This is a genomic window from Thermococcus sp. 5-4, assembly GCF_002197185.1.
In the GTDB taxonomy this organism is placed as follows: Archaea; Methanobacteriota_B; Thermococci; order Thermococcales; family Thermococcaceae; genus Thermococcus; species Thermococcus radiotolerans.
Map to the genome: position 1 here is coordinate 309,606 of NZ_CP021848.1, position 17,242 is coordinate 326,847.

A 17,242-nucleotide genomic window follows, 5' to 3' on the forward strand; every position below is an offset into this window, starting at 1 on the left:
TTTTCGTGTTCCCAAATTTTTTACGGGGTTTCCTTTTCATCTTCGAAAATTGTCAAGGGGTGGTTGAATTGCTTTTGGAGGCTCCGGTTTACAAGGAGCTGTTTGGAGCGGTTGAGATTTACGAGGTTCAGAAGGTCATCAAGCTGGACACCCAGACGCGAGACGTGGGGAGCTTCACCGTCACGAACGTGCCCCGCGAGGACATCTACGGGATTCTCGAGAACATCGCGATAGTCGTCCCGATGAAGAACGAGAAGCTCCAGCTTGTCGACGGTGTTCTGAAGGCCATACCGCACCAGTGCCCGATAATAATCGTCTCGAACAGCAAGAGGAAGGGGCCAAACCTCTTCAAGCAGGAGGTTGACCTCGTAAAGCACTTCTACAACCTCACCCACTCGCGCATAATAATGGTCCACCAGAAGGACGTGGGGGTCGCCGAGGCCTTCCGTGAGGTGGGGTACACGGACATCCTCGACGAAAACGGAAGCGTGCGGAGTGGAAAGGGCGAGGGGATGCTGATAGGAATCCTCCTGGCGAAGGCTATAGGGGCCAAGTACGTGGGCTTCGTTGATGCCGACAACTACATCCCTGGCTCCGTCAACGAGTACGTGAAGGACTACGCGGCTGGCTTTCTGATGAGCGAGAGCGAATACGCGATGGTTCGCCTGAGCTGGCGCCACAAGCCCAAAGTCAGCACGAAGGGGCTGTACTTCAGAAAGTGGGGCCGCGTGAGCGAGATAACGAACCGCTACATGAACGCCCTCTTCGGCGTGGCCACGAACTTTGAGACCAGCATCATAGTGACGGGAAACGCCGGCGAGCACGCGATGAGCATAAAGCTGGCCGAGATAATGCCGTTTTCGACGGGCTACTCGATAGAGCCCTTTGAGCTGGTGTACCTCTTCGAGACCTTCGGGAGGTGGGGAGAGGATCCCCATACTGACGTTTACGACCAGGGAGTTGAGGTGTTCCAGATAGAAACGCTGAATCCCCACCTGCACGAGGACAAGGGACAGGAGCACGTCGTTAACATGATTCTCAGCTCCCTGGGGACGATATACCACTCCAAGCTGGCGACGGAATCCATGAGGAACCAGATACTTAAGGAGCTTCGTCTCCACGGTCTCCTGGGTGAGAACGAGGAACCGCCGAGTCCGAGGATCATGCCCCCCATAGAGAACATAGACGTGAACCGGTGGATGGAGACCCTGGAGGACAACGCCGAAACGCTCCTGCGCTTCGAGGTGTGACGATGAGGGTGCTCTTCCTCGACCTCGACAGAACACTGCTCGGCGACGACTACTCCCCCGAACCGGCCAGGCCGGTCCTTAAATCACTTCTCGAGGCGGGCTTTGAGGTTGTGCTCAACTCCTCGAAGACCCTCGCGGAGCAGGAGTACTACAGGAAGGCCTGGGGGCTGAAGGGTCCGTTCATAGTCGAGAACGGAAGTGCTATCGTGATTCCCGAGGGCTACTTCCCCTTCGAGGTCAACGGAAGGAAGCGGGGGGAATATGTTATCGTCGAGCTGGGGGAGGAATACGGCAGGATAAAGGCTGCCCTCGATGGTCTCGCAGGGGAATACGGCCTCAAGTACTACGGCAACTGCACGCTTGAAGAGGTCGTGGCCTTCACGGGACTCCCGGAGAGCCTGGCGAGGCTGGCGATGGAGCGCGATTACAGCGAGACAATATTCAAGTGGGAAAGCTCAGGTTTCGAGGAAGCACTCGAGGGCATGGGCCTGAGGGTGTCGAGGGGCAGCAGATTCCTGGGCGTTACAGGAGACACCGACAAGGGACGGGCCGCGGTGGAGCTGCTGAACCTCTACTCCCGCCTGAAGCGGGTCGAGAGCTACGCTTTGGGGGATGGGGAGAACGATTTCCCCCTCTTGGACGTCGTTGACCATCCGTTCATCGTTGGAAGCCTCAGACATCGGAGGGCTAAAAATATAAGCTCGGCCACCGAACTACTGGAGGTGGTGTTATGAAGACGCTGATTCTTGCCGGGGGAAAGGGAACGAGGCTCTGGCCCCTCAGCAGGGAGCTGATGCCCAAGCAGTTCATAAGGATGTTCGACGAGTACTCCCTCTTCCAGAAAACCGTCCAGAGGGCGCTTACCTTTTCAAAGCCTGAGGAGATTTTCGTGGTCACCAACGATATGTACCGCTTCCGCGTTCTCGACGACCTGCGGGAGCTCGGCCTTGAGCTGCCCGAGAACAACATCCTCCTCGAGCCCAAGGGAAGGAACACCCTGCCGGCCATATTCTGGGGAATAAAGAGAATCGAGGAGACCTTTGGAGACTCGATAGTCGCGGTGCTCCCCTCCGACCACCTGATAGAGGCCGACGAGAACTACGTAAAAGCCTTCAGAAACGCGGAGAAACTTGCTAGGGATTACCTCGTGACCTTCGGGATAAAGCCGACCAAGCCCCACACCGGCTACGGCTACATAAAGCCCGGGGAGAAGCTCGAGGGCGGCTATCTGGTGGCAGAATTCAAGGAGAAGCCGGACCTTGAGACCGCGAAGCGCTACGTCGAGAACGGCTACTACTGGAACAGTGGCATGTTCATGTTCGACACGGAGGTTTTCACCGAGGAGGTGAAGAGGCACGCCCCCGACGTTTACGAGGCCTTTGAAACGGCGGATACCATCGAGAAGGCCTACGAGCTAGTTCCCGAGGTCTCGGTTGACTACGGCGTCATGGAGAAAACCGACAGGGCCGCGGTGGTTCCGCTCAACGCCTACTGGAACGACTTGGGCAGCTTCGACGCCATCTATGAGGTAATGGAGAAGGACGATAGTGGAAACGCCGTCAAGGTCGGCGGCAAGAAGGGCTACCACATCGGTGTTAACTCGCGCAACAACCTCGTGATGACGAGCCGCCTAACGGCCACGGTTGGTGTTGAGGATTTGATAATCATAGACACCGACGATGCCCTACTCGTCGCCCACCGCGGCGAGGGACAGAGGGTGAAGGAGGTCTACAGGCGCCTCAAGGAGATGAACGATGAGCGTGTCATGGTCCACAGAACTGCATACAGGCCCTGGGGAAGCTACACGGTCCTGGAGGAGGGCGATCGCTACAAGATAAAGCGCCTGACGGTTCTGCCCGGCAAGAAGCTCTCCCTTCAGATGCACTATCACCGCTCGGAGCACTGGGTAGTGGTCAGGGGTACCGCAAAGGTCCGCGTCGGGGAGAAGGAAATCCTCCTCCGGCCGGGCGAGAGCACGTTCATACCCGCCGGCGTCATCCACAGGCTTGAGAACCCGGGCAAGGTAGTTCTTGAGGTCATCGAGACCCAGATCGGGGAGTACCTGGGTGAGGATGATATAGTCCGCTTTGCGGACGATTTTGGGAGGGAGTGATGATGGCTGAAGAATCTGAAAAGAAGGAAAAGAAGGAGAAAGTCAAGAACTGTGGGGATGAGTGGGAGCGGTTCAGCAGCTCGATATCTTCCCTTTCGCTCAGTCTCCTGCCCACGCTGCTCTTCGTGCTCATAATGTCCTACATAATCGTCGTGGGCCTTCAGAACGCGGATATAACGTTCACGGTCCAGGGACAGGAGGTCACCATAACCTACCCGCAGATAAACATACCTGTGGACTACGCCGCCATAAAGAACGCGGTGATATACCTCTTCGCGGCGATACTGATCGGCATCCCAGTGCCCCTGCTCTCCGGCAAGTGGAAGCCGCTGAAGATACTCGTCTCTCTGATTCAGGCTGGGGCGTTCGTCTACGGGCTCTACATCTTCGTGATGATGATAATCAACTTTGCCAGCGCTCTGATGTGAGGTGATAGCATGGGGAAGCTCTTCGGTACCTTCGGCGTCAGGGGGATAGCCAACGAAATGATAACCCCGGACTTTGCCCTCAGGATGGGAATGGCCTTTGGAACGATGCTCAAGCGCGAGGGGAGGGAGAAGCCCCTCGTAGTGGTTGGCATGGACACCCGTGTCAGCGGGGAGATGCTCAAGGGCGCTCTTATAAGCGGCCTTCTCAGCACCGGCTGCGACGTCATAGACGTCGGAATAGCCCCAACCCCAGCAATACAGTTCGCAACGGCACACTTCGGTGCCGACGGCGGCGCTGTGATAACCGCTTCCCACAACCCGCCCGAGTACAACGGCATAAAGCTGCTCGAACCCAACGGCATGGGGCTGAAGAAGGAGCGCGAAGCCGTTGTGGAGGAGGTTTTCTTCAACGAAGACTTCGACAGGGCCAGATGGGACGAGATAGGCGACGTCAGGAAGGAGGACGTCATCAAGCCCTACATCGAGGCGATAAAGAGCAGGGTTGACGTTGAGGCCATCAAAAAACGGAGACCCTTCGTGGTCGTGGACACATCCAACGGTGCCGGAAGCCTAACGCTCCCCTACCTCCTTCGCGAGCTCGGCTGCAAGGTCGTCAGCGTCAACGCCCATCCGGACGGCCACTTCCCGGCCAGAAATCCCGAGCCGAACGAGGAGAACCTGAAGGGTTTCATGGAGATTGTGAAAGCCCTCGGTGCCGACTTTGGGGTTGCCCAGGACGGCGACGCCGACAGGGCGGTGTTCATAGACGAGAACGGCAGGTTCATCCAGGGCGACAAGACCTTCGCGCTCGTTGCCGATGCAGTTCTGAGGGAGAACGGCGGGGGGCTTCTCGTCACGACGATAGCCACCTCCAACCTTCTCGACGATATAGCGAAGAGGAACAACGCGGAAGTCATGCGCACAAAGGTCGGCGACCTCATCGTTGCGAGGGCTCTCCTTGAGCACAACGGGACGATAGGAGGAGAGGAGAACGGCGGCGTTATCTTCCCGGACTTCGTCCTCGGCAGGGACGGGGCGATGACGGCGGCAAAGATAGTCGAGATCTTCGCAAAATCAGGCAAGAAGTTCAGCGAGCTGATTGACGAACTGCCGAAATACTATCAGTTCAAGACGAAGAGGAAAGTCGAGGGCGACAGAAAGGCGATAGTCTCCAGGGTAGCCGAGCTTGCCAGGGCCAAAGGCTACACCGTTGACACCACCGACGGGACGAAGGTGCTCTTCCCGGACGGCTGGGTTCTCGTCAGGGCCAGCGGGACGGAGCCGATAATCAGGATTTTCAGCGAGGCCAAGAGCGAGGAGAAAGCTAAGGAGTACCTTGAGCTGGGATTGAGCCTTTTGGAAGGGGTGTTGGAGGGGTAATCTCTCCAAGCTTTTCTTATCCCAAAATTTATGGTGTATACCTCGAATCTTTTCCTGTCACGGAGGGAATTTCAATGAGTACGACTGCAATATTTATAAACGCTTTAACTGCCCTGTGCTTGGGCCTTGCCCTGATAAAAGACCGCACAAAAACGAAGTGGGCGTTAAAGATAGCCTTGAGGTCGTTCTTCAGAATCATGCCCACGATGCTTGCCATAATAGTCATCATAGGCCTGCTCTTTGGTTTCGTGCCGGAAGGCTGGATTTCCGGCATCATCGGTGAAAACGCCGGGTTTAAAGGAGTTCTCACCGTTGCAGTTCTGGGGGCGATACTGCACATCCCCTCGCTGATATCCTTCCCGCTGGCGGCGTCTCTCCTTGAAAAGGGGGCGTCGGTCACATCAGTGGCAGTCTTCATAACCACACTGACGATGATTGGAATGGTCACCCTGCCCCTTGAGATAAGAATCCTGGGGAAAAAGATGGCGTTGCTTAGAAACGGATTGAGCTTTATCATTGCGATCATTATAGGACTTCTCATGGGGGCAATATTATGAAAAAGATGCCGAAGGAAAAACAGGAAAAGGGACTCGTAAAAGATATACTCTTTCTGGCGGCTGTGTTAGTGGTTGCGGGGGTCCTGCTGTTAATGTTTCCCGAAAAGAGGGAGCCTGTAGTTTCCTCCTCGGAAGGATTCTTTGTGGAAATGATTCTGATACTGCCCGCCGTGATGATTTTGATGGGGCTTTTTGCGGTATTCGTCCCAAACGATGTAATAGTAAGGTATCTTGGAAGGAGCTCCGGGATAAAGGGCATGTTCATCGCCATACTCCTAGGGGCGTTTCCTACGGGTCCCCTTTATGTGTCTTTCCCAATAGCCGCAACTTTGCTTAAAAAGGGCGCTCGTATCTCCAACATTATTGTCTTCCTCTCGGCGTGGGCGTGTATCAAGATTCCCCAGGAGCTAGTAGAGCTCCAGTTCCTTGGATTGAAGTTCATGATAACGAGGCTCCTTTTGACCGTGTTCTTTGTGATTATTATGGGAATGGCGATAGAACGGATAATCCTGTGGAGCGAGGGGACGGAGGAACAGGGACAGGCTTCCTAAACCTGCCGAGTTTCCCTGTAAGTTGGAGGTGCGGCATCTCGTGTTCTTCTACTTTTCCTTTGGCTTTTGAGCTGAACTGCCTAGCAGGTTGATTATTTTTTCCCTGGCATCCTCGAGGCTCCTTGGAACGCCCATGTTTAGGCTGAGAAACAGCTCAACGAGGGGCGGAACATCCAGGTTGTGCCTCCTCAGAAGCTCCGGGTTTCCGAGTATCTCCTCTGGCGTTCCGACGGTTACTATCTTTCCCCCGTCCATCAGGGCTATCCTGTCGCACATGGCCAGGTAATCCGCCTCGTGGGAGGCCAGAATCACGGTCTTTCCCTCGCCCTTCAGCCCCATGATGAGTTCCCTCATAATTCTTTTGCCTTTGAAGTCGAGGTTGGCGAAGGGCTCATCGAAGGCTATAACTTCCGGCTCCATTGCCAGAACCGTCGCTATCGCTATCCGCTTCTTCTCGCCGAAGCTCAGTTCCTTGGTTTCCCTTCCGGCGTATTCGAGCATTCCCACCTTTTCAAGCGCCCAGAGAACGCGCTCCCTCAGCTCTTCTCCCCTCAGGCCCAAATTGTAGGGACCGAAGGCCACGTCCTCGAACACGGTCGGCGAGAAGAGCTGATCGTTGGGGTCCTGAAAGACTATCCCTACCTTCCTCCTGACTTCCCTCGGCTTTTTCCTCAGGTCGAGACCGTCCACGAGAACCCTACCCCTCTGTGGCCTGAGGATTCCGTTGAGGTGCAGCATGAGGGTACTCTTTCCGGCGCCGTTCGGACCGAGGAAGCCGAAGAGTTCTCCCCTTTCAATCGTGAGGTTTATTCCCCTGAGCACTTCCCTGCCTGAATAGGAGAAGTGAAGGTCCATTAGCTCTATCATAGCAGCAGTCCCCCCAGAGCGAGCAGGGCAAGCATCGCCGTCTGGACGTTTGGCCTTGGCTCTTCCAGGCTCGGGAACTCCCCAAAGCCCCTAGCGAGCATGGCCCGGTATATCCTTCCGTTCCTGAGGTAGGCCCTGACGAATATCTCGCCGATGAGGGAGCCGAGCTTTCCGTAGTACTCCCTCCTGCCTATGCCGAAGGCCCTTGAGTCGAGGGCGCGCTTCATTCTCGTCGCCTCATCGGCGAAGAGGTCGAGGTAACGGTAGGTGAACGCCAGCGTAAGGGTGAGTATCCGCGGGAACCTCAGAGCTTCCATCTCGGCGAGAATCCTTGAGAAACCCACCGAGCTCGTCACGACGACGGCGGTTCCCGCGGAGAGGAAGGCCTTTCCGAGGAGCATGAAGAATGAGTAAATTCCCTCGTGGGTTATCGGGCCGAGGGGGGTCTCCAGAAGTGGCTGCCCCGGGTTGAAGAGCGCCATCATGAACAGAAGTCCCTCGAAGCCGAGGAGGAAGCCGAGCTTTTTGAAAACCCCCCTCTTCGGCCTCATAGTGAGGACAACAACGATGAAGAGGAGTCCAAAGTAGGCCAACTCCGTTAGGCTCTCTCTCGTCACAACTCCAATCGCATAAAGGAAAATAAAGGGCAGGTACACCTCAGGCACCCTTTGCGAGCTTTGCTAAACCGTAGCCGACTCCAAACGCCAGTGCTATGCCGAGCAGACCCATCACCACGCTCTGGCCCCAGGTCTCTCCGTAGTCAAGGGGAGCGTGGTAGACGGGGTTCTCCTCGAGGCCGACCTTCTCCATCGTTGCCTCAAGTCCATCTGGGTTGCTTGAGGCCAGCGGCAGCACAAGAGCCAGTACGACGGCTATAACGATCAGACCCTTGAAAACCGTCCTCATGCGGGCACCCCCTCCACCGACGGAAGCTTTGCCCTTACGGCGTAGACTATCAGGACGGTGAGTACAGCCTCACCGATTCCGATTATCGAGTGGTAGCCGACCATCAGGGTGAGGACCTTGAGGAACGGAAGGCTGTGGCTGAGGCCTATCTCGACCGATGCGAGGGCAGCTCCTAGAACGACGGAGAGCCAGGCGGCAAAACCCATTGCAAAGGTCTCGTTGATGTTCCTGAGCTTGGTGTAGAGGCCGTAGCCTATGAATGCCCCTATCAGCCCCATGTTGAGGATGTTTGCGCCGATTGCCGTTATTCCGCCGTCACCGAAGAGGAGAGTCTGGATGAGCAGAACCGCGGTCATGACTATTACCGCCGCGTAGGGTCCGAGCATTATCGCAACCAGCGTTGCCCCCAGCAGGTGTCCGCTGACGCCGCCTATTATCGGGAAGTTGACCATCTGCGCCGCGAAGATTCCGGCTGCGAAGAGCCCGAGGAGCGGTATCTTCTCCTCTGGGAAGTCCCTCAGCTTCCGTACCGCGTAGGCTATTCCTGCTATCGTTATCGCGTAGGTTATGACTATCACAGGAGTGCTCAACAGTCCATCCGGGATATGCAACCCAAACACCTCCGGTGGTTTTGTTGTGTTATCAGTTGAATAACGAGTAACACGAAATAAAAGTGTTTTTTAAACCGCGTATTACCAACCAAAGGTTGAGAAGGGTGATTGTGAGGCTCTTTACGGAAAAGAAATGGGATGGGCTCAGAGGTAGCCCCTGTCTTCCTCCTCCGGGGTGGGGGGCATCTGCTGCTCCAGCATGGCCCTCTGCATCTCCTGAACCTTCCTGAGTATCTCCTCGGTCTCCTTGGCGCGCTCTTCGAGGGCGGTCATGTCGAGCTCGAGGCCGAGTATCTTCGCCACCGCGAGGAGGACGGATTTTGCAGCCTTCGCATCAACGATATAGCCAAGGCTCTCGCCGAGCAGGCTTATCCCGTACATCGAGCGGAGCTTGCCCATGCCGAGCAGAAGGCCGGCGGCGCCGACTATCGCTCCCCCTTCGTCCTCGCGCCAGATAACCTCGATGCCGCAGCCTTCCAGCTTTTTCTGGTAGTACTCAACGAGCTCTTCGTGGGTAACCGCTGCCAAAACCCTCGGTTCCCCCTGAAGCTCCGGCACCTGGTAGCCGCCCATCGTGATTATCTCGCGAACGCCAAACTCGTTGACGAAGTCCAGCATCTTCCCGACGACCTCGAAGTGGCCGGGGCTGTCTGTGGGCGGAACCTGCTGGTCGCCGGTGATGATTATGATATCCCTGCCGTTTTCGTCGGGGTTCTTCCAGTAGTAGAACTCGTTCTTCATCAGCTCGACGACGGAGTTCTTCTTGATGAGAACCTGGTGCATGAAGTGCGGTGAGTAAAGTTCCGCGAACTTGACCGCGTTGAGCTCCTGGATGAGGTGCTCGGCGGCGAGCTTTCCCACCAGGCCTATGCCGGGCAGCCCCTCAATGAAAACGGGGTCCCTGAGCTGGGGCCTCTCGTAGACGTGGATAACTGACTCCTTCATCTCAATCCCTCCCGACGATGCCCAGCTGCTCGCGCTTCAGCCTTCTCCTGTACTCGCCGTACGGGTCTTCCGGCGAGAAGCGCGGCGGATGGGCTACTTTTGTTTTAGCCCCGCAGACTGGACAGGTTTCCTTGAGGGTGTAGCGCCCGCACTCGGGACACTTCCTTATGCGGAACCTCATGCCCCTCTCCTCTTTATCTTCTTGATCCTCTTCTCCTTCCGGATGAGCGTCGCTTCGCCGCCCGCTTCCTTTATGACGCGCAGTATCTCCTCGGCTATGTCCTCAAGAACCTCTTCGGCCTTGTAGTAGTCCGGGGCGGTTATGTCTATCCTGTACCTCGGCGCTCCCTGGTAGGAGAACTTGACCTCTATCTCCTTCTCCTCGTTGGCCCTGTCGCGGGCCCTTATCAGGGCTTCCTTGATAATCTCAACCCCGTTCGGGCTGGGTACGGTTATCTCAAACTCGGCGTCGATAGTAACGGTCGGAATCTCGACGTAGGCCTCGATTATCGGCCTCAGGGCCTCGGTCCACTCATCGCCGATGAGCCCCCTGAGAACGTCCATCCCGTTCTGGGCCGCGTCCTCGAAGGCGGCGTAAACCTCGCCGTACTCCTCCTCGAGGGGAACCCAGACCTCCCTCCAGGCCGTCTCGAAGTCCTTTCCTATCTTCTCGGCCGCCATTCTGAGAAGGTTCTCGGCCTTCTGGGCGCGCTTGTACTCCTGGAGCTTGGCCTTCCTCTGCTGCTGGTTGACGCGCTTGAGGCTGAGGTCTATGTGCCCCTTGCTCGGGTCGACGCGGATGACCTTGGCGACTATCTTCTGGCCCTCCTTCACGTAGTCCCTGATGTTCTTGACCCAGGTGGAGGCGACCTCGCTTATGTGCATGAATCCTTCCTTGCCTGGATACTCGTCAAGCTTGAGGAACGCACCGTAAGGGTGAATGCTCTTGACAGTGGCAACCACAAACTCTCCCTCTTCGGGGTACTCCTTGGCTTTCCTCGGCATTTTAACCACCTCAAAATTTTCTCTGCCGGGGTAAGTTACGAAAAGAGGTATTTAAAGTTTAGCAGAAGCCTCCGGGAACGGAGGCAAAGGAAAGGAAAATGTTCACTCGAGAACCTCGAGTATCTTGGCCTTGATGACGCCCTTTCCGCCGGTCGGCTCGACGAGGGTCGCGCCGCAGACGAGGCAGCGGACGGTAGTCGCCGGGTTGCTGAAGACTATCTGCTCGTTGCCGCAGTCAATGCACTTGACGCGGAGGAACCTGCTCCTCGGCATCGGGATGAGGTTCTTCGGGAGCGCCATGCTTCACACCTCCACCAGCTCGAACTTCTTAACGCGGAAGCCCTGTCCCCTGGTGTGGGCCTTGCCGCAGACGGTGCACCTGAAGCGGAGGTCGAGCTTCTTGACCGGCTTCTCCCTTCCGGCCGGGTTCGGCCTCGGGAAACCGCGGTAACCCTTCATGATTCTCCTAAAGCGCCTCTGACCCTGGCTGAGCTCGCTCCTCGGTCTCTTCTTGACCTTCTCGACCTTGTGGATTGTGTGCTTCTTACAGTAGGGGCAGTAAGTCCTTATCTGCTTCGGATACTTCATTCTCTCACCTCCACGCAGAGGCCCGGTGGGTTCCTACTCGCCCCTGCCTCGGACACCCCCGAGCCGTGAGGCATGATAGTGCCTGCAGGCTTCGGTAAGCGTGAGGCTTTAAAAAAGTTTTTGCGGTTTGAACCAAAATTTTTAAATAACCAAATGTTATTAAAGTGCTCCGGGGGTGAGGGCCATGGAGCGGATGATAACAACCGTGGAGGAGCTGAAAAGGCTGGAGGAGAAGGCCGAGAAGGAGTACCGAAAGCTCCTCAAGAGGCTCAGCGATCCGGAATACGCGGACCTCAGGGCCCTCATCCTTAGGATGGCCATAGACGCGGCTTTCCACAAACACCTGATGGAGGCCCTTGAGAAGGCATACCACGACTCCGTGAGGCTGATCGAGGAGTACGGAACCGATGAAGGTGCGGAGGAGGTGGCTCTCATCCCGGGTCTGCCGACGATGGTGATGCCCCTGGGCTTCGGTGCGATTGGTGCCAGAGTCCCGCCTGAGGAAATAATCGAGGAGTACCTCAAGGACTTCCCGACGGAGGTCGTCCTGCCAGAGGACGGCGATGGAAGGATTGGAGAGCTGCTTAGGGACTACATCGAGCTTGAGGAGAACATGCTGAAACTGTACGACAGGCTCTCAAGGAGGGCCTTCCACCCGGTTGTTAGGGAGCTCCTCAGGGAGATAAAGAGAAACGAGGAACAGCACGAGGCCATCCTCAAAAAGCTCGTTGAGAAGTACTCTCACTCCGCCGGAGCATAGTAGCAGCGCTTCGGTGAAATGATTTTACCCTCCGTTTTGAGCACTTTTATGGCCTTGTCCACTTCCTTCTTGTCTATGCCGGCGAGCTCGGCTATCTCCTTGCTCTTGAGGGGCTTCCCGGCTTCCTTCAGAACCTTGAAAACAACCTCAACCTCTGCCATCCTCATCACCCTTTTGGTTTGTTCATGGAACCTAGAATGTTTGAACTTAAAAGATTATTGGTTAGAACTGAAGGATGAATGGGACAACGAAGGGCACCAGTGCGGTAAGGACGAAGCCGTGGACGAAGGCTATGAGCGCGACCTCGCTTCCTCCAAATTTCGTCATTATCGGTAGCGTCGTGTCCATCGTGGTTGCACCGCCCATGGAAACCGCCAGCTCCTTTCGCATCTTCCCGATGGCAACGGGGTACAGCAGAACGGTGAATATCTCCCTGGTGAGGTTGGCTAGAAAGCCTAGGGTGCCGTAGACGGCGGAGTACTGGGCGATCAGTGGCCCTGTGAGGCTGTACCAGCCGCAACCGGCAGCGACGGCAAGCCCCCACCTGAGCTCTATCCCCAGGAGAAGGGAAGCGGCGAGGCCACCGAGCAGAGAACCGAGGAGCGTCCCCAGAGGCAGTTTTATGGCGAGCCTTCCGAGCTTCCTAATCTCCGCAAGCCGGAAGCTCTGGCCCAAATCTATTCCGATTATCAGTATCAGCAGGTAGAGCATGACCTCGTAGAGGTTGCCGAACTCCGGGGCGTAGAAGTGGCCTGTGAGTATGCCGGCAATCAGAGCCACCAAAACGTAGACCAGAAACCTCATCCCCTTCCCCCCACTAGAAGGGCGATTCCAACGCTTCCCGCGATGGTCAGGGCCGCGAAGACGATGGATGAGCTCAAGAGCCACAGGGCGTCTATCTTCACCTTCCCCGCCTCGACGCCCATGAAGAATATCAGTAGCAGAAGTGCGATGCTCATGGGGGCGTCAACGTTTACCTTGCGCTCTTTCCTGCGGAGAACGTAGCCTATGAGAACCCCTGCGATTAGTGGGATAAAGATGTTCATGCAAAAACCTTCCTCTGAAGGTTAATAAACGTATCGAGGGGCTCGGTGGGTGTTCACGTCATCATGGTGCATCTCTTCAGCATGCTTGCTAGTCGTCATCGCCCGTAATCCGTTATCCTCGCCTCTTTTTAAACCTATGTGGGCAAAGCTTTTTACTACAAACCTCTCATCATTCAAATGGTGATCCACATGATTCGTGCATCCGAAAGGGCCATGGGAATTGAGTACGCCATCAGGGACGTTGTTCTGCCTGCAAGGGAGCTTGAGAAGAAGGGAATAAAGGTCATCCGCCTCAACATAGGCGATCCGGGAAAATATGACTTCCAGCCGCCGAAGCACATGAGGGACGCTTACTGTAAGGCCATTCAGGACGGCCACAACTACTACGGCCCCAGCGAGGGGCTTCCGGAGCTTAGGGAGGCCATAGTCGCGAGGGAAAAGAGGAAGAACGGTGTTGATATAACGCCCGAGGATGTTCGCGTTACTGCGGCCGTTACCGAGGCTCTACAGTTCATATTCGGCGCCCTTCTCAACCCTGGGGACAACATCCTCGTCCCGAGTCCCAGCTACCCGCCTTACGTTGGCCTCGTCAAGTTCTACGGCGGAATCGCCAACGAGTATCTGACTGTTGAGGAGAACGGATGGCAGCCAGACATAGACGACATGAGGAAGAAGATTAACGAGAGAACAAAGGCCATAGCGGTCATCAATCCCAACAACCCAACCGGAGCCCTCTACGAGAAGAAAACCGTGAGGGAGATACTCGATTTGGCCGGCGAGTACGACCTTCCGGTCATCAGCGACGAGATATACGACCTTATGACCTACGAGGGACAACACGTTTCCCCCGGTTCGCTCACGAAGGATGTCCCTGTTATAGTCATGAACGGCATGTCCAAGGTCTACTTCGCCACCGGCTGGCGCCTCGGCTACTTCTACTACGTCGACCCGGAGGGCAAGCTCGAGGAGGTCAGGGAAGCGATAGACAAGATGTCCAGGATAAGGATATGCCCCAGCACGCCGGCCCAGTTCGCCGCGATAGCCGGCCTAACAGGACCGATGGACTATCTCGACGAGTACATGGGCAAGCTCAAGGAGAGGAGGGACTACATCTACAAGCGCCTCACGGAGATTCCGGGGATAAGCACCACCAAGCCCCAGGGAGCGTTCTACATCTTCCCGCGCATTGAGGAGCGCTCGAAGTGGAAGAACGACAAGGAGTTCGTCCTCGACGCCCTCAACGAGGCCCACGTGCTCTTCGTCCACGGCTCGGGCTTTGGATACGCCGGCGAGTGGCACTTCAGGATAGTCTTCCTGCCGCCGGTTGAGATACTCGAGGAGGCTATGAACAACTTCGAGGCCTTCATGAGGAAGAGGCTCTCCGAGTGAGCCTTTCCTTTTAACCTTCTTGAGCCGTTTAAAAATAGTAGACTGAGTTCTAGGCGTTTCACCCGCCGGAGACGACAGGGATTACCTCAACGTAGTCTCCGTCTTTGAGGTTCTCGTCTTCGAGGGCAACGCGGCCGTTCAGTTTGGCTATGGCGCTCTCCGTGTTGAAGCCTATCTCGTGGAGCAGGTCGGAGACCTTCATGCCCTTTCGCCATTCCACTTCCCTCTCGATGCCTCTGCCAAGGACCTTTACCCTGATCATCGCTCACCACCGGCTCGATGTTGCCCATCTTCCTTTATAAACCGAGCGGCCGCACCGCTCGATGCTGGGCCAGCCTCTCAGCCCGAAGGGAGCGGAGCGCATCGGCCGTTCATGGGGAGTCTCGGTCCAAAAAACTTAAAAACCCTCCCCGGCTCATATAACCTGGGCACTGGAGTGCCGCGGTAGCCTAGCCTGGTAGGGCGCCGGCCTGCTAAGCCGGTGGCCGTTGGCCACAGGGGTTCAAATCCCCTCCGCGGCGCCAAAATCTTTCTGGGGTTCAAATGCCGGGATAGCCTAGAGGTGAGGCGGTGGACTGCAGATCCGCTTTACGGGGGTTCGAATCCCCCTCCCGGCTCCATAACAAACTTTTGCAGGGCAAAAGTTTGATCAAAAGTTGGTGATTCCTTTTGAAAAGCGTGCTCTGGAGTGGATTTCTTCAAGAACCACTTTTTGAGTAGAAAGGGTATTCATTCCGGGAGGTGTTTTCAGGAGGGTTCAAGCGTTTTTGGCGCTCCTTTGGAGCGCGGTTCAAGTAGAGCCCACCTGGAAAAAGCTTATTTTCGCTGACCCAACTGTCTAAGGGTCTGGATTGGGCTTGAAATCCCTTCTATAACGAAGCCTTACCACGAATCACAAACTTTTGGTGAAGCTTTTTCTAAAAGCTTCAGTGTTGACGGAAAGATGGCGTGCAATTACAACGTGCTGGGTTCTCAAGTGGGTTTATGTTCCAATTGCCACTTTTACAACGTTTCACTCTCCACGAGGCGTCCTAAGGACGCCAGAATAAAAATGAAACCCGTTCAACATCCTGTTTTAAAGTTAAACCTCTATCACAGGCGAATTTCAGAGCGCACGCTTTATCTTGTGACAATTTAACAGGAAAGGAACTTTTGGTCAAGCTTTGTTAAAGCTTGCTCTGTACTCTCAAACCCCCGATGCGGGTTCCACCCCGCGCCCCGTTTTTTCTCTAAAAACCTGGAAACTACGTTTCCCCACCTTCCTTATTTCTTAATCCTCCGGGGGGGCTAACGCCCCCCACCCCGGAACTTTGCTGGCGAAAAGTCTGATCAAAAGTTGTGATTCCTTTTTGAGGTGCCTCTTTGAGAGTGAATTCCTGCTTGAAATTCTTGTTGAGACTGCAACACCCCTCAAGCTGCATTTGGTGGGGGAATCACAAACTTTGATGAAACTTTGCCCAGCAAAGTTTCCTAGGGAACAAACCATAAATACCTCCCCGCTTACCTACCTTCGATGAGTGCCCCGGTCTTCAACTCGAAACTCTGTGCGATCTGCAAGGGCAGAAAGCTCCTCTGTGGCAGGCCAACCTGTCCGATTCTTGAGAGGTTTAGAGTAGCCCGCACCGTCGAACAGAGATTGAACAAACGCCACCTCTTCGGCTCCTCGCCTCCGAGTATCTTCGTTGGGGAGTACGGTTATCCAAAGGTCCGCATAGGACCCCTGGTGCCCCCTATTGAGGGAAACACCAGTCACCTCGACAGTCCGATGAAGTGGGAGGACAAGACGATAAAGGACATCCTCTACTATCGTTCGCTTCTCGTCATGGGTGAGACGAAGGCTGACGTCCACGTGAGGCGGAGCGGTAGAATCCTCGGCGAGGTTCAGGAGCTGGCAATGTCGATAAAGCCCGTTGACAGCGAGGTACTCCTCAAGAGGAAGCCGGTTCTCAAAGTCCTTCCGAGTGAGTTTGCACCGCCTATCGGGCCGAAGGCCGAGCTCCTCGATTTCGAACTCACTGAGAACCCCAAGATTCCGAGGAGGACGGACTACGTCGTGAGTGATGAGCTGAAGGCGGAAGCGGCTATAATGCGCCTATACAACTGGGGCTTCGACGAGTACTACATCATAAGGCTCCTCTCCGCAGGTCTTCTGGGTTTGGACAAGAGGCTCGTCCCAACGAGATGGAGCATTACAGCCGTTCAGGACACCATTGGAAAGAACCTGCGGCGTGAGATTCTGCACAACCCGGAGATAAACGACTACGAGGTTTACTTCTACCGGTTCATGGGTAACCGCTACGCGGTTCTCCTGATGCCGGAGCCTTACGCCTTCGAACTCCTTGAGGTCTGGCTTAAGGGCTCGCTCTTCGGTGCGAGCGAGCCGAGTGTAATCCACGACTACGAGGACTTCCGCGGGAGGAAGGAGTACGTCAAGGAGACCGCCGGTGCCTATCATGCCGCCCGTTTGAGCGTTCTCGAAGCCCTCAGGGCAAGGAGGAGGCAGGCGAGAGCGGTCGTCTTCCGTGAGGTTACCCCCGAGTACTACGCACCGGTCGGCGTCTGGCAGATTCGCCTCGGGGTGAAGAAGGCGATGGGCAACTTGATCGGACGCTTCGAGACGCTCAACGAGGCCCTCGATACCATAAAGAGGCGCCTTGAGCATCCCTTCGAGAAATACCTTGCGAGAAGCTACATCCTCGGAAGTCTCGCGAGACAGAAAACTTTGGACGAGTGGCTCGGAAAGAATTTATACCGCCTCGGCGGAGAGAAACCCGGTGGATGATGACCACTCCATCCCACTGAATGTGATGAGTGCACGTCAGGCTGACACCACCTGGAGGTTTCGA

Annotated in this window: 23 protein-coding genes and 2 tRNA genes; 12 read left to right on the plus strand and 13 right to left on the minus strand. The window is 55.8% G+C overall.

Annotation, left to right across the window (positions count from 1 at the left end; translation table 11 throughout):
• Positions 1-68 precede the first annotated feature (68 nt).
• The 7 genes from mpgS (at position 69) to CDI07_RS01800 (ending at position 6,279) form a co-directional block, all read left to right on the plus strand.
• Positions 69-1,250 (plus strand): mannosyl-3-phosphoglycerate synthase, encoded by a 1,182-nt coding sequence (gene mpgS / locus CDI07_RS01770; RefSeq protein WP_088179973.1) that lies wholly within the window; start codon positions 69-71, stop codon positions 1,248-1,250.
• Between the two features lie 2 nt (positions 1,251-1,252).
• The gene (gene mpgP, locus CDI07_RS01775; protein WP_088179974.1) at positions 1,253-1,984 is read left to right on the plus strand and encodes a mannosyl-3-phosphoglycerate phosphatase; all 732 of its coding nucleotides are present in this window, start codon (positions 1,253-1,255) and stop codon (positions 1,982-1,984) included.
• Positions 1,981-3,363, plus strand: a complete 1,383-nt coding sequence (locus CDI07_RS01780; RefSeq protein WP_088179975.1) for a mannose-1-phosphate guanylyltransferase/mannose-6-phosphate isomerase — start codon at positions 1,981-1,983, stop codon at positions 3,361-3,363. The genes mpgP and CDI07_RS01780 overlap by 4 nt, the downstream gene beginning before the upstream one ends.
• Complete coding sequence (locus tag CDI07_RS01785) at positions 3,363-3,791, plus strand: hypothetical protein (protein WP_088179976.1); 429 nt, start codon at positions 3,363-3,365, stop codon at positions 3,789-3,791. Before CDI07_RS01780 ends, CDI07_RS01785 begins: the two co-directional genes overlap by 1 nt.
• Positions 3,792-3,800: 9 nt before the next feature.
• Positions 3,801-5,171 (plus strand): phosphoglucosamine mutase, encoded by a 1,371-nt coding sequence (gene glmM / locus CDI07_RS01790; protein ID WP_088179977.1) that lies wholly within the window; start codon positions 3,801-3,803, stop codon positions 5,169-5,171.
• 119 nt (positions 5,172-5,290) lie between these two features.
• Positions 5,291-5,728: a permease gene (locus tag CDI07_RS01795; protein WP_226996597.1), complete on the plus strand. Its 438-nt coding sequence runs from the start codon at positions 5,291-5,293 to the stop codon at positions 5,726-5,728.
• Positions 5,725-6,279, plus strand: coding sequence for a permease (locus CDI07_RS01800; protein WP_088179979.1), 555 nt, complete (start codon positions 5,725-5,727; stop codon positions 6,277-6,279). Before CDI07_RS01795 ends, CDI07_RS01800 begins: the two co-directional genes overlap by 4 nt.
• Positions 6,280-6,327: 48 nt before the next feature.
• On the opposite strand, the gene CDI07_RS01805 is transcribed toward CDI07_RS01800, so the two are convergent.
• From CDI07_RS01805 to CDI07_RS01845, 9 genes are all read right to left on the minus strand, one after another.
• Positions 6,328-7,146 carry an energy-coupling factor ABC transporter ATP-binding protein gene (locus CDI07_RS01805; RefSeq protein ID WP_088179980.1) on the minus strand — a complete coding sequence of 273 codons (819 nt, stop codon included), beginning with the start codon at positions 7,144-7,146 and terminating at the stop codon, positions 6,328-6,330.
• Positions 7,143-7,802 (minus strand): energy-coupling factor transporter transmembrane protein EcfT, encoded by a 660-nt coding sequence (locus CDI07_RS01810; RefSeq protein ID WP_088179981.1) that lies wholly within the window; start codon positions 7,800-7,802, stop codon positions 7,143-7,145. The genes CDI07_RS01805 and CDI07_RS01810 overlap by 4 nt, the downstream gene beginning before the upstream one ends.
• A 1-nt stretch (position 7,803) precedes the next feature.
• On the minus strand, positions 7,804-8,052 hold the full coding sequence (locus CDI07_RS01815) for a PDGLE domain-containing protein (protein ID WP_088179982.1): 249 nt from the start codon (positions 8,050-8,052) through the stop codon (positions 7,804-7,806).
• Positions 8,049-8,663, minus strand: coding sequence for an energy-coupling factor ABC transporter permease (locus CDI07_RS01820; RefSeq protein WP_088179983.1), 615 nt, complete (start codon positions 8,661-8,663; stop codon positions 8,049-8,051). Before CDI07_RS01820 ends, CDI07_RS01815 begins: the two co-directional genes overlap by 4 nt.
• A gap of 144 nt (positions 8,664-8,807) precedes the next feature.
• On the minus strand, positions 8,808-9,608 hold the full coding sequence (locus CDI07_RS01825) for a proteasome assembly chaperone family protein (protein ID WP_088179984.1): 801 nt from the start codon (positions 9,606-9,608) through the stop codon (positions 8,808-8,810).
• A gap of 1 nt (position 9,609) precedes the next feature.
• Positions 9,610-9,789 (minus strand): RNA-protein complex protein Nop10, encoded by a 180-nt coding sequence (locus CDI07_RS01830; RefSeq protein WP_088179985.1) that lies wholly within the window; start codon positions 9,787-9,789, stop codon positions 9,610-9,612.
• The gene (locus CDI07_RS01835) at positions 9,786-10,613 is read right to left on the minus strand and encodes a translation initiation factor IF-2 subunit alpha (RefSeq protein ID WP_088179986.1); all 828 of its coding nucleotides are present in this window, start codon (positions 10,611-10,613) and stop codon (positions 9,786-9,788) included. Before CDI07_RS01835 ends, CDI07_RS01830 begins: the two co-directional genes overlap by 4 nt.
• A gap of 102 nt (positions 10,614-10,715) precedes the next feature.
• The gene (locus CDI07_RS01840) at positions 10,716-10,913 is read right to left on the minus strand and encodes a 30S ribosomal protein S27e (RefSeq protein WP_012571194.1); all 198 of its coding nucleotides are present in this window, start codon (positions 10,911-10,913) and stop codon (positions 10,716-10,718) included.
• A 3-nt stretch (positions 10,914-10,916) separates the two neighbouring features.
• Positions 10,917-11,201 carry a 50S ribosomal protein L44e gene (locus CDI07_RS01845; protein ID WP_014012391.1) on the minus strand — a complete coding sequence of 95 codons (285 nt, stop codon included), beginning with the start codon at positions 11,199-11,201 and terminating at the stop codon, positions 10,917-10,919.
• A gap of 184 nt (positions 11,202-11,385) precedes the next feature.
• On the opposite strand from CDI07_RS01845, the gene CDI07_RS01850 reads away from it, so the two are divergent.
• The gene (locus CDI07_RS01850; RefSeq protein ID WP_088179987.1) at positions 11,386-11,961 is read left to right on the plus strand and encodes a hypothetical protein; all 576 of its coding nucleotides are present in this window, start codon (positions 11,386-11,388) and stop codon (positions 11,959-11,961) included.
• On the opposite strand, the gene CDI07_RS01855 is transcribed toward CDI07_RS01850, so the two are convergent.
• From CDI07_RS01855 to CDI07_RS01865, 3 genes are read right to left on the minus strand one after another with little or no spacing between them, the layout of a single operon-like run.
• Positions 11,943-12,128, minus strand: a complete 186-nt coding sequence (locus CDI07_RS01855) for an HTH domain-containing protein (RefSeq protein WP_226996598.1) — start codon at positions 12,126-12,128, stop codon at positions 11,943-11,945. The two genes, CDI07_RS01850 and CDI07_RS01855, sit on opposite strands and share 19 nt — an antisense overlap.
• A 55-nt stretch (positions 12,129-12,183) precedes the next feature.
• A complete protein-coding gene (locus CDI07_RS01860; RefSeq protein ID WP_088179989.1) occupies positions 12,184-12,765 on the minus strand; it encodes a lysine exporter LysO family protein in 582 nt (193 codons plus the stop codon).
• Complete coding sequence (locus CDI07_RS01865) at positions 12,762-13,007, minus strand: LysO family transporter (protein WP_088179990.1); 246 nt, start codon at positions 13,005-13,007, stop codon at positions 12,762-12,764. The genes CDI07_RS01860 and CDI07_RS01865 overlap by 4 nt, the downstream gene beginning before the upstream one ends.
• Before the next feature lie 189 nt (positions 13,008-13,196).
• Between CDI07_RS01865 and CDI07_RS01870 the strand changes: the two genes are divergently transcribed.
• Positions 13,197-14,396 carry a pyridoxal phosphate-dependent aminotransferase gene (locus tag CDI07_RS01870; RefSeq protein ID WP_088179991.1) on the plus strand — a complete coding sequence of 400 codons (1,200 nt, stop codon included), beginning with the start codon at positions 13,197-13,199 and terminating at the stop codon, positions 14,394-14,396.
• Positions 14,397-14,454: 58 nt separating this feature from the next.
• On the opposite strand, the gene CDI07_RS01875 is transcribed toward CDI07_RS01870, so the two are convergent.
• Positions 14,455-14,658, minus strand: a complete 204-nt coding sequence (locus CDI07_RS01875) for a MoaD/ThiS family protein (RefSeq protein WP_088179992.1) — start codon at positions 14,656-14,658, stop codon at positions 14,455-14,457.
• Between the two features lie 176 nt (positions 14,659-14,834).
• Between CDI07_RS01875 and CDI07_RS01880 the strand changes: the two genes are divergently transcribed.
• From CDI07_RS01880 to CDI07_RS01890, 3 genes are all read left to right on the plus strand, one after another.
• Positions 14,835-14,920: transfer RNA gene (locus tag CDI07_RS01880), tRNA-Ser, on the plus strand.
• Positions 14,921-14,941: 21 nt separating this feature from the next.
• Positions 14,942-15,016 (plus strand) — tRNA-Cys (locus CDI07_RS01885).
• An 893-nt stretch (positions 15,017-15,909) separates the two neighbouring features.
• Complete coding sequence (locus tag CDI07_RS01890) at positions 15,910-17,178, plus strand: Nre family DNA repair protein (RefSeq protein WP_088179993.1); 1,269 nt, start codon at positions 15,910-15,912, stop codon at positions 17,176-17,178.
• The last annotated feature ends 64 nt before the right edge of the window (positions 17,179-17,242 follow it).

Coding starts and splice junctions, on each gene's coding strand:
- mpgP (WP_088179974.1), top strand. CDS start 1,253: ATGAGGGTGCTCTTCCTCGACCTCGACAGAACACTGCTCGGCGACGAC.
- CDI07_RS01780 (WP_088179975.1), top strand. CDS start 1,981: ATGAAGACGCTGATTCTTGCCGGGGGAAAGGGAACGAGGCTCTGGCCC.
- CDI07_RS01785 (WP_088179976.1), top strand. CDS start 3,363: ATGATGGCTGAAGAATCTGAAAAGAAGGAAAAGAAGGAGAAAGTCAAG.
- glmM (WP_088179977.1), top strand. CDS start 3,801: ATGGGGAAGCTCTTCGGTACCTTCGGCGTCAGGGGGATAGCCAACGAA.
- CDI07_RS01800 (WP_088179979.1), top strand. CDS start 5,725: ATGAAAAAGATGCCGAAGGAAAAACAGGAAAAGGGACTCGTAAAAGAT.
- CDI07_RS01805 (WP_088179980.1), bottom strand. CDS start 7,146: ATGATAGAGCTAATGGACCTTCACTTCTCCTATTCAGGCAGGGAAGTG.
- CDI07_RS01815 (WP_088179982.1), bottom strand. CDS start 8,052: ATGAGGACGGTTTTCAAGGGTCTGATCGTTATAGCCGTCGTACTGGCT.
- CDI07_RS01825 (WP_088179984.1), bottom strand. CDS start 9,608: ATGAAGGAGTCAGTTATCCACGTCTACGAGAGGCCCCAGCTCAGGGAC.
- CDI07_RS01830 (WP_088179985.1), bottom strand. CDS start 9,789: ATGAGGTTCCGCATAAGGAAGTGTCCCGAGTGCGGGCGCTACACCCTC.
- CDI07_RS01835 (WP_088179986.1), bottom strand. CDS start 10,613: ATGCCGAGGAAAGCCAAGGAGTACCCCGAAGAGGGAGAGTTTGTGGTT.
- CDI07_RS01840 (WP_012571194.1), bottom strand. CDS start 10,913: ATGGCGCTCCCGAAGAACCTCATCCCGATGCCGAGGAGCAGGTTCCTC.
- CDI07_RS01845 (WP_014012391.1), bottom strand. CDS start 11,201: ATGAAGTATCCGAAGCAGATAAGGACTTACTGCCCCTACTGTAAGAAG.
- CDI07_RS01850 (WP_088179987.1), top strand. CDS start 11,386: ATGGAGCGGATGATAACAACCGTGGAGGAGCTGAAAAGGCTGGAGGAG.
- CDI07_RS01855 (WP_226996598.1), bottom strand. CDS start 12,128: ATGAGGATGGCAGAGGTTGAGGTTGTTTTCAAGGTTCTGAAGGAAGCC.
- CDI07_RS01860 (WP_088179989.1), bottom strand. CDS start 12,765: ATGAGGTTTCTGGTCTACGTTTTGGTGGCTCTGATTGCCGGCATACTC.
- CDI07_RS01865 (WP_088179990.1), bottom strand. CDS start 13,007: ATGAACATCTTTATCCCACTAATCGCAGGGGTTCTCATAGGCTACGTT.
- CDI07_RS01870 (WP_088179991.1), top strand. CDS start 13,197: ATGATTCGTGCATCCGAAAGGGCCATGGGAATTGAGTACGCCATCAGG.
- CDI07_RS01875 (WP_088179992.1), bottom strand. CDS start 14,658: ATGATCAGGGTAAAGGTCCTTGGCAGAGGCATCGAGAGGGAAGTGGAA.
- CDI07_RS01890 (WP_088179993.1), top strand. CDS start 15,910: ATGAGTGCCCCGGTCTTCAACTCGAAACTCTGTGCGATCTGCAAGGGC.